7 protein-coding genes and 1 pseudogene are annotated in these 7996 nt (G+C 60.4%); all 8 read right to left on the bottom strand.

Going from position 1 to position 7996, the window contains the following annotated elements:
* Positions 1 to 58: 58 nt before the first annotated feature.
* Complete coding sequence (locus ACILSE_RS22375; RefSeq protein ID WP_395719669.1) at positions 59 to 505, bottom strand: hypothetical protein; 447 nt, start codon at positions 503 to 505, stop codon at positions 59 to 61.
* A gap of 98 nt (positions 506 to 603) precedes the next feature.
* On the bottom strand, positions 604 to 1023 hold the full coding sequence (locus ACILSE_RS22370) for a PIN domain-containing protein (RefSeq protein WP_395719668.1): 420 nt from the start codon (positions 1021 to 1023) through the stop codon (positions 604 to 606).
* The gene (locus ACILSE_RS22365; protein ID WP_395719667.1) at positions 1020 to 1253 is read right to left on the bottom strand and encodes a hypothetical protein; all 234 of its coding nucleotides are present in this window, start codon (positions 1251 to 1253) and stop codon (positions 1020 to 1022) included. The genes ACILSE_RS22370 and ACILSE_RS22365 overlap by 4 nt, the downstream gene beginning before the upstream one ends.
* A 56-nt stretch (positions 1254 to 1309) precedes the next feature.
* On the bottom strand, positions 1310 to 2065 hold the full coding sequence (locus tag ACILSE_RS22360; RefSeq protein ID WP_395719666.1) for a DUF1080 domain-containing protein: 756 nt from the start codon (positions 2063 to 2065) through the stop codon (positions 1310 to 1312).
* 75 nt (positions 2066 to 2140) lie between these two features.
* The gene (locus tag ACILSE_RS22355; RefSeq protein ID WP_395719665.1) at positions 2141 to 5899 is read right to left on the bottom strand and encodes a family 16 glycoside hydrolase; all 3759 of its coding nucleotides are present in this window, start codon (positions 5897 to 5899) and stop codon (positions 2141 to 2143) included.
* A gap of 52 nt (positions 5900 to 5951) precedes the next feature.
* Positions 5952 to 6791 carry an alpha/beta hydrolase gene (locus ACILSE_RS22350; protein WP_395719664.1) on the bottom strand — a complete coding sequence of 280 codons (840 nt, stop codon included), beginning with the start codon at positions 6789 to 6791 and terminating at the stop codon, positions 5952 to 5954.
* A gap of 13 nt (positions 6792 to 6804) precedes the next feature.
* Positions 6805 to 7431 (bottom strand): dihydroxyacetone kinase subunit DhaL, encoded by a 627-nt coding sequence (dhaL, locus tag ACILSE_RS22345; protein ID WP_395719663.1) that lies wholly within the window; start codon positions 7429 to 7431, stop codon positions 6805 to 6807.
* 62 nt (positions 7432 to 7493) lie between these two features.
* Positions 7494 to 7996, bottom strand: a pseudogene (locus tag ACILSE_RS22340) (3-hydroxy-5-phosphonooxypentane-2,4-dione thiolase LsrF); the annotation flags it as partial.

The raw sequence follows: 7996 nt of genomic DNA, 5'->3' as shown, positions 1-7996 counted from the left end.
ACACGGGCCAGCTTGGGCACCGCCAACTGATAGCTTGGATGTAATTCCATTCTTCTCGCTACACCAGTTGCTCTATCTGTACAATTTTAAAACACGCCCTAGCCTGCTTGATCCGATGGGCTTTTTCCTCTGGGTCTTTTTCGATGTCGATTTCCCAAATTCTCAACTCAAGCCGTTTTAGAATGCGCATTAATTCTGCCGACACTTTCCCTGCTAATGTCCAGTCAAGCGCTTTTCTAATCCAGTCCCCACCATGAGGAGGCAAAGCGTTTGTTTTTTCTGGAAAAGCGAGCCGCATAGCCTGAAGCGCGATTACCAAGGCTAGCGCTGTCGATTCGACATTGTGACCTTGTCTCCGGAGTTCACCACAAAACTTCACCGAGCTTATTGTGGATGTGTTGCTCTCGATGTGATGTGTTTGTAATCCAAATTCTTTCAAGAGGACGGGCATTACCTTTGCGTAGTGCATTGCATCCTTGTGATCTTCGAAGAACCGCTTGAACATGATTGTCTTGATTGGTGGCGCTCTCTAAGGTGTCTTGGCCAAGTCGGCCAAAGGTAAAATCTCGCCCCGTCTGAAAATCTTTCAGACTTAATAATGGGTCACTGAGGCGGCGCAAAAAAGCGAGTAAAGCCCTTTTTCCGCAATCCTGCTTCGAGCACCCGATCTCCAGTCCAAAGTTCCGCATCCTGATCCAGGGCGAGCGCGACATAGGCGGTATCGTTTTCATCCACATCGCGACAAAGCCGCCATGCTTCGGTCCAGCTTCCTAGGCGAACGCTGTCCTCATCAATGAACTCGATCCGCTCGAGGATGCTATGCAGGAGGGACAGCAGTGCCGGCTCGGATAGGCCGCTGGCATCAGCGATGCGCTCCTTGTGCTTGAAGATTTCGACAAAGACGTATTTCGGGCAGATGAACCGTGTGTTCGGCAGGTTGGTTAGCGCCCGGCGGAGCTGATGATTCGCTGCGATCAGCTCCGAAAAGATGCGATTCGCATCAATGACGACGCAGGGGCTCATGCCGCGGCAATCTGGGAAAGGATGCGCTGCTTGTTTTTCGACCACCAGGAGGCGTCCACCTCATCGGCGAGCCGGTCCGCGTCCTGCTGTGTCAGGCGGCTTTGGCGTGCCGTCCACTCCGCTTTAACAAAAGCGACGAAACTGACCTGCTCGCTGTGAGGAAGCGCCTCCTCCGGGAAGGAGAAAACGATGCGGCCATCGGCGTGGAGAGTGTTCAGGGCGGCGGACATGGGGAGAGTTTCGTTACGAGCGGGTGATTTTCAACACCGAGTTCGCAACCAAGCTCCTACTTGCCCTTTCCGTTCTTCTTCGGAGCCTTCGCCTCGATAATCTGGGCGTCGCTGGGGATGGGGTGGTTGGCGAAATCGATGACACCGCCTTCGGGTAGCTCTTTGAGCATCACATCCTTGATGTGGACCTCCATGGCGGGGCCACGATGAATCTGAAAGGCGATCAGGCCTTCGAGCGAGCGCTTCGCCTCTTCGAAATCAGTGAGCTCCATGGTCGTTTTGCCGTCGATCTGGTGCACGAGGTGGTTTCCCTTCGCGATGATGGTGTACTCGTGCCACTCGGCCACATCGGCCTCGACCGGGTCACGCTCGGTCGCGAGCCATTTCACGCCGGAGGGGTCAATGACGACGCTCTGGCCGTTTTGCGACACGATGCCGCGACCGCCTTCCTCATACATCATCGCGCGGTAAGGCGCGTTCGGGTGAATGTCGCACTGGTAGCCGCGGATGGACCATTTTTTGTCGGTGTTCTCGCTGCTGCGGTATTGGATGCCGGTGTTGTTGCCCTTTTGGCGGATTTTCGCCTTCAGCTCGAAGTTCTTCACCTTCCCGCCGCGCCAGATGAGGAATTGATTGTAGGCCAGTTGCTCCGGTCCGGTCGTGTTGCCGACGATCTCGCCGTTTTCCACCTTCCACAGCTCTGGGTTGCCATCCCAGCCAGTGAGGTCTTTGCCGTTGAAGAGCGGTTTGAAGCCGTCCTGCGCAGAGAGAGCGGAAAAGGCGAGCAGGGAGAGGAAGACGAGGCGTTTCATGGTTGGTCGCGTGGTTAAACGCGGCCTTCACACAAAACATGCCAGCAAAAGCTGTGTCGGATCTGGCAAGCGGGTTTACTTCCGAAACATTTTCCCGCGCTTGTCGCCGCCGGACAAAATGTAGGCCAGCAGGTCCGCGACTTCGTCGGCATTCATCGCGTTGATCAAACCGGGAGGCATGAGCGAAGTAGGCGAGACTTGGCGGCTTTGGAGGGCGTCGTGGCGGACGTCGGTGGTCTGGCCGGGGGCGGCGGGGTTGGTGGCGACTTGGAGGATGCCGCCTTCGTCGGCGGTGATGCGGCCGATGACGGTGCTGCCGTTTTTCAGCGTGAGGATGCTGCTCTCATATTGGTCGGAGATGACCTTGCTGGGATCGACGATGTTTTCGACGAGGTCGCGCAGCGTGTAGCGATTGCCCGCGGCGGTGAGATCGGGGCCGACTCCGCCGCCTTCGTTGCCGAGTCGATGGCAGGCCTGACAAGCCGCCGCGATGAAAAGCTCGCGCCCGCGGTCGAAGTTGCGGCCGCTTTGCACCTTCGAGGCCAAAGCGGTGACTTCATCGACGGTGTAGGCCTTGCCGGGACCTTTGGGTGGCTTGATCGCCTCCGGCTTGGTGGCGATGAATTTCGGTGTGGCGAGCACGGCGAGCTTTTTGCGCTCCTCGGCGTCGGGCACGGAGGCGAGCGCGTCATTGCGGATGGTGTCGATGAAGCCGCGGAACTGATTCCCACCGAGCCACGGGCCCGTTTTGGCAAACCACGCGAAGAACTCGCGGCGCAGCTCGGGCGTCCAACCGTTCTTGGCAAAGCGCAGGCCGTAGGCATAGGCGATCTGTTGCTGGTTGGGCCGTGCGTCGCCAGCGCGGAGGAAATTGGGGCCGTAGCGGTCGTTGCGGGCCATGCGCTCGACCGAAAGCCACGACACGGGATCGTCCTTCGCGGTGCGCATGAGCTGGATCGTCTCCGCGATGACTTCGGAGGAGCCGAGCGCCGCCAGCGTGCGCGACAGCTCGCGATTCAAGTCGTTCGTCTTTGCGGGAAACACCGCATCGAGTCGTGCGATGGTCTTCGCGAGCGAATCACCTTCCGGCAGGCCATTGCGAGCGACACTGATTTGATACACACGCACGAGCGCGAGCTGCTGCGCGGCATCGAGTTGCACAAAGTCGAGCGCATGGAGCATCGCGAGCAAGGCAGTCTGATTTTCTTTTCCGCCCATGCGAGCGAGCGCGACACCGCTTTCGATCACGGCCCAGGGCTCGCTTTGCTTCAACGCACGTGCGGCCCACAGCTTCGCGGGTTGGCGCTCGATGGCCACACGGGCGGCGTAGCGCACGAGACGATCCGCATGACCGAGATGCGGCCACGCTTGGTCGATGGCCTCGGGGCCAGTGCCTTCCTCGTGCAGGCGCTCCAGCTCGACACGCAGCTTGTGCTCCGGCGTCTCGACGGGCGCGGCGGCAGGTGCGGTGCTCTCTTTGCCCTCGTAAGTGACACGATAAAGCGCCGACTGCGTGCGACGTCCGCCGATGGCGAAATACATTGCGCCGTCCTTGCCGATGACGGCATCGGTGAGCGGCAGCGGCTTGCCATAGACGAACTCCTCCAGCTTCGCGTCATAGCCCGCGCCCTTCGGCGTGAGCACGACGGCATAAAGCGTGCCGTAGGTCCAATCGCAGGCATAGATGGCGTGTTGATACTTCGCGGGAAACGCCGCGCCGAGTCCGCTAACGACACCGGTCGGGCAACCTGGCCCCACATCGACGAGCGGCGGCACGATGTCCGGGCAGTAACCGAGCAGCTTGCCCGATGACTCGCGGAAGCCGTAATCACCGCCGCTGACGAGGTGATAGATGCGCGTGGGCCGATACCATGGCGTGCCTGCATCCCACTCCATGTCGCTGTCATAGGTGAAGAGATCACCGAGGGCGTTGAAGGCTGTATCAAAATGATTGCGCAGGCCGTCGGCGATCATCTCAAAGCGTTTTCCATCCGGCGAAACCTTGCACGTGAAGGCCTGCGGCTCCGTGTCGGAGAACTCAGCGCCCTTGCTCGTGCGCGGCACGACTTGATCATCCGCAAAGGGCCGCGAGCCGCGTGTGTGCTCGATCGGCGGCTGCGCGGTGCCGTTTCCACACGCGATGTAGAGGCTCTTTCCGTCCGGCGAGAGCGTGATGCTGTGATTGCCATGCTCGCCCTGGCCTTTGATCTCGCGCAGCAGCGTCTTCTCATCGAACTGGCCCGTGCCCTTCGTGTCGCGCAGTCGATACAGGCCCGCGACATTCGGCTTCTCATTCACCAACGCATAAAGACTGTCGAAGGCATACAGCAAACCATGCGCCCCATTGATCTCGGCGCTGAGTTTCTCCACCTGCGCCTTGTCGCCACTGCCCACTGGTGGCGGCGTGACGCGGAAGAGGCCGCCGTATTGATCCGTGGCGAGCAGACGGCCGCGGTCATCGACCGTGAGGCCCACCCACGAGCCTTCGTTCTCTTTCGACACCTTGTGCAGCATCTCCACCTTGAAGCCCGGCAGCGTCTTGATGTCCTTTGGCGCGATGACTTCATCCGAAGTCGGCTTTGTCTCCTTTTGCCGCGAGCGATCAAAGATCTCGCCATACGGTTTGTTGCCATACGTGTTCACCACCTTCGCCGGCTTCCACTCTTCCGTTCCTGGAGCTGCGGCGGACCACGACGCATCGGTGAAGATCACGCGCTCGCTGCCATCTGCAAGCTTCAGCGTGAGCACCGCGAGAAAACCCGCCGCGCTGCCTTTGTTCGTCGCCTCGGCCCGCAGCTCGTTTTTGCCGCTGCGTAGCACCTTCGTCACATTCGCCTGCGTCGGCCGCTGCCAGTCGGGATTCGTCAAAACCGGCTCGCCATTGAGAAAAACCTCCGCGCCATTGTCGCAGCTCACGCGCAGCATTGCTTCCTTCACTTTCGCCTCGCCGAGATCGAATTCCTTCTTCAGCCGCGCCTCGCTCTTCGCGTACGGCGAATCGCTCCACAGCCATTTCCACTCCGACGAGGCCTGGATCGGTGCGGCAGCCGTTTCGGCCTTCGATTGGGCCTTCGCCTTGCCTTTGCCCTTCGACTTCGCTTCCGCCTTTTCCACCGGCTTCGCGTTGGCGATCACGTTTTTGTCAAACGCAGGCACCGTAGCCTCCGGCAGCTCTTTGAGCATCACGTCCTTGATCTGCACCACCATCGCCGGACCGCGATGAAGCTGAAACGCCAGCAAACCTTCGAGCAATTGGGTTTTTGCCCCGAAGTCGAGCAAATCGATGGTCATCTGCCCGTCGATCTTGTGCACCACATGATTCCCCTGCGCGATGACCGTGTATTCATGCCACTCCGCGATGTCCACGCTCACCGGCTCACGCTCGCCCACGAGCCATTTTTTGCCCTCGGGGTCGATCACCATGCTCTGGCCGTTCTGCACCAGGATGCCGCCCCATTTCTCGCCATAGACCATCGCGTTGTTCGGCGCGGCCGAGTGAATGTCACACTGATACCCACCCACCGACCACTTCCCCGCCTCCGCAAACTCCCGGCTGCGATACTGAATGCCCGTGTTGTTGCCCTTCTGCTTCACCTTCACCCGCAGCTCGAAATTCTTCAGCACCCCGCCGCGCCAGATGAGGAACTGATTGTACTTCAACTGCTCCGGCCCCGTCGTGGTGCCCACGATCTCCCCATTCTCCACCTTCCACAGCTCCGGATTCCCATCCCAGCCACTGAGGTCCTTGCCGTTGAAGAGAGGTTTGAAGCCTTCAGCGGCAAATGACGAATGTGGGATGATGAATGACGAAAGAAGGAGAACGAGGCGTTTCATGGACGCGTGCCTAAACGCGTCTCGAAGGCCTGATCTGCGGAGAAAAGCTCGCTCAAGGCCTGCCCGTGACCTCGCGGAGGAATTTCCAAAGCTCCAGCGTCGGCGGATCGGCTGCGCCGCCGAGATCGCTGCTGATGGTGCCGTGCGTTTTGCCTTCGGCAGCGACGACGCGGGCGGCGATGCTGGCTTCGGTCAGTTTGCCAGCCAGCCAGTGGGCTTGGGCCTTGGTGTCATCGCGAGAGGCGACGTGCAGGATGAGGAAGGGTGGAATGCCCTTGTCCTTGGCGATGTGATGGACGGGCGAGACTTCGCGTTGAGCGGCTTCCTCGGTGCCGAAGATGGTCTTGAAGGTCTTGGAGATGCCGTCATCGACATCTTGGATGCGCTTGGGGATGTCGTAAGCGGAGACATCGAGCGGCACGCAGCCTTTGAGGCTCGTCATCGGCACTCCGGCGGCTTTCAGGTAACGATCATCGGTGCAAAGAAGCGCGGCGAGGTGCGCTCCGGCGGAGTGGCCCATGATGATGAGCGAGTTTGGATCGCCGCGATGCTCGGCGGCATGCTCACGCACCCAGCGCACGGATTGAGCGAGATCGGCCATGATGTCCTTCACCGTCACGGCGGGCACGAGGCGGTAGTTCACGGACACGAGCACGAATCCTTTGTCCACGAACGCCTGCGGCTTCTGTTGGAGCGAGGCTTTGTCGCCCTTCGACCAGCCGCCGCCGTGAATCCACACGATGACGGGATGGTCTTTGCCCTCCGGCGGCGAATACACGTCGAGCGATTGTAGCTTGTCCTTCGCCTCGGAGTAAAAGAGGTCACGATGCACCTCCGGCGTGACGGCGAAGGCGGACGTGGCGAACAGCAGGGCGAATAAATAGCGGAGCATGCCGCGTGAAACGTCACGCCTGCACGAAATCACGCATCGCATTCAGCATGACGACCACGGAGCAGGCTCCGGCATCCGGGAAGCCGATGCAGGCCTCGCCGAGCGTCTTCGCACGGCCAAACTGGGCGATCATGGCTTTGCTGGCTTCTTTGCCCGCCTCCGCCGCAGCGGCGATGGCGGTGAGAGCTTCGGGGAGAGGCAGATTCGTCACTTCCTTGGCTTTTTCAGCGGCGGGGACGAGCGCATCGAGCATCGTTTTATCGCCGGGTTTGGCTCCGCCGCGCTTCATGATGCCTTCGGCAGCTGCTTCGAGGAAAAGCGGCAGGTCCGGCGGATCGAAGCGACCCGCGGTGGCGAGCGCTTTGCCACCGGCACGGAAAAGCGTGCCAAAAATGGCTCCTGAGGCTCCGCCCATGCTCGTCATCATCGCGGTGCCGGTGGTCGCAAAGACCTGCTCGACGGTGGTGGGCTCCAGTTTCTCCAACTGGACCTTCACGGCCTCCATGCCGCGCTGCATGCCGAGACCGTGATCACCATCGCCGAGGTCGCGATCGGCTTGGGAGAGCATCGGTTCAGCTTCGATGATGGCATCGGCCACCTTCAGCATCATGAGGCGAACTTGGTTGGGTTTGAGTTCCATGGTCGGAGTTAATGAGAGGTGGCAGGGAAGGGGACCAGGATGGTCCCCCTCCTTGGAATGGATTACTTCTTCTTGAGTTCCTTCTTCTTGAGGTCGTTGTACATCTCGAAGGCCTTGTTGGCGTTGAGGCCGCCGTGCACCACGCCCTGCACCGCGCGCATCATGGCGACCGGAGCATCGCTCTGGAAGATGTTGCGGCCCATGTCCACGCCGGACGCGCCCTGCTTGATGGCGCTGGCGCACATCTTCAGCGCGTCGAGCTCCGGCAGCTTCTTGCCACCAGCGATCACGATCGGCACCGGGCAGCAGGACGTGATGGTTTCGAAGTCCTTGTCGGTGTAGTAGCACTTCACCACGTTCGCGCCGAGCTCGGCCATGATGCGGGTGGCGAGGCGGAAGTACTGCGCGTTGCGGGCCATCGCACGGCCCACGGCGACCACGCCCATGACGCCGATGCCGTAGCGGGAGGCCGCATCGACGAGGTCGGTCATGTTCTTCAGGCTCTGGCGCTCGTAGGCGCTGCCGATGAAGACCTGCACGGCGAGGATGCTGGCGTTGAGGCGGA

Source organism: Prosthecobacter sp. (assembly GCF_044236155.1).
GTDB lineage: Bacteria > Verrucomicrobiota > Verrucomicrobiia > Verrucomicrobiales > Verrucomicrobiaceae > Prosthecobacter.
The sequence above is the reverse complement of the archived record's forward strand: the minus strand, read 5'-3'. Positions and strand labels throughout refer to the sequence as shown.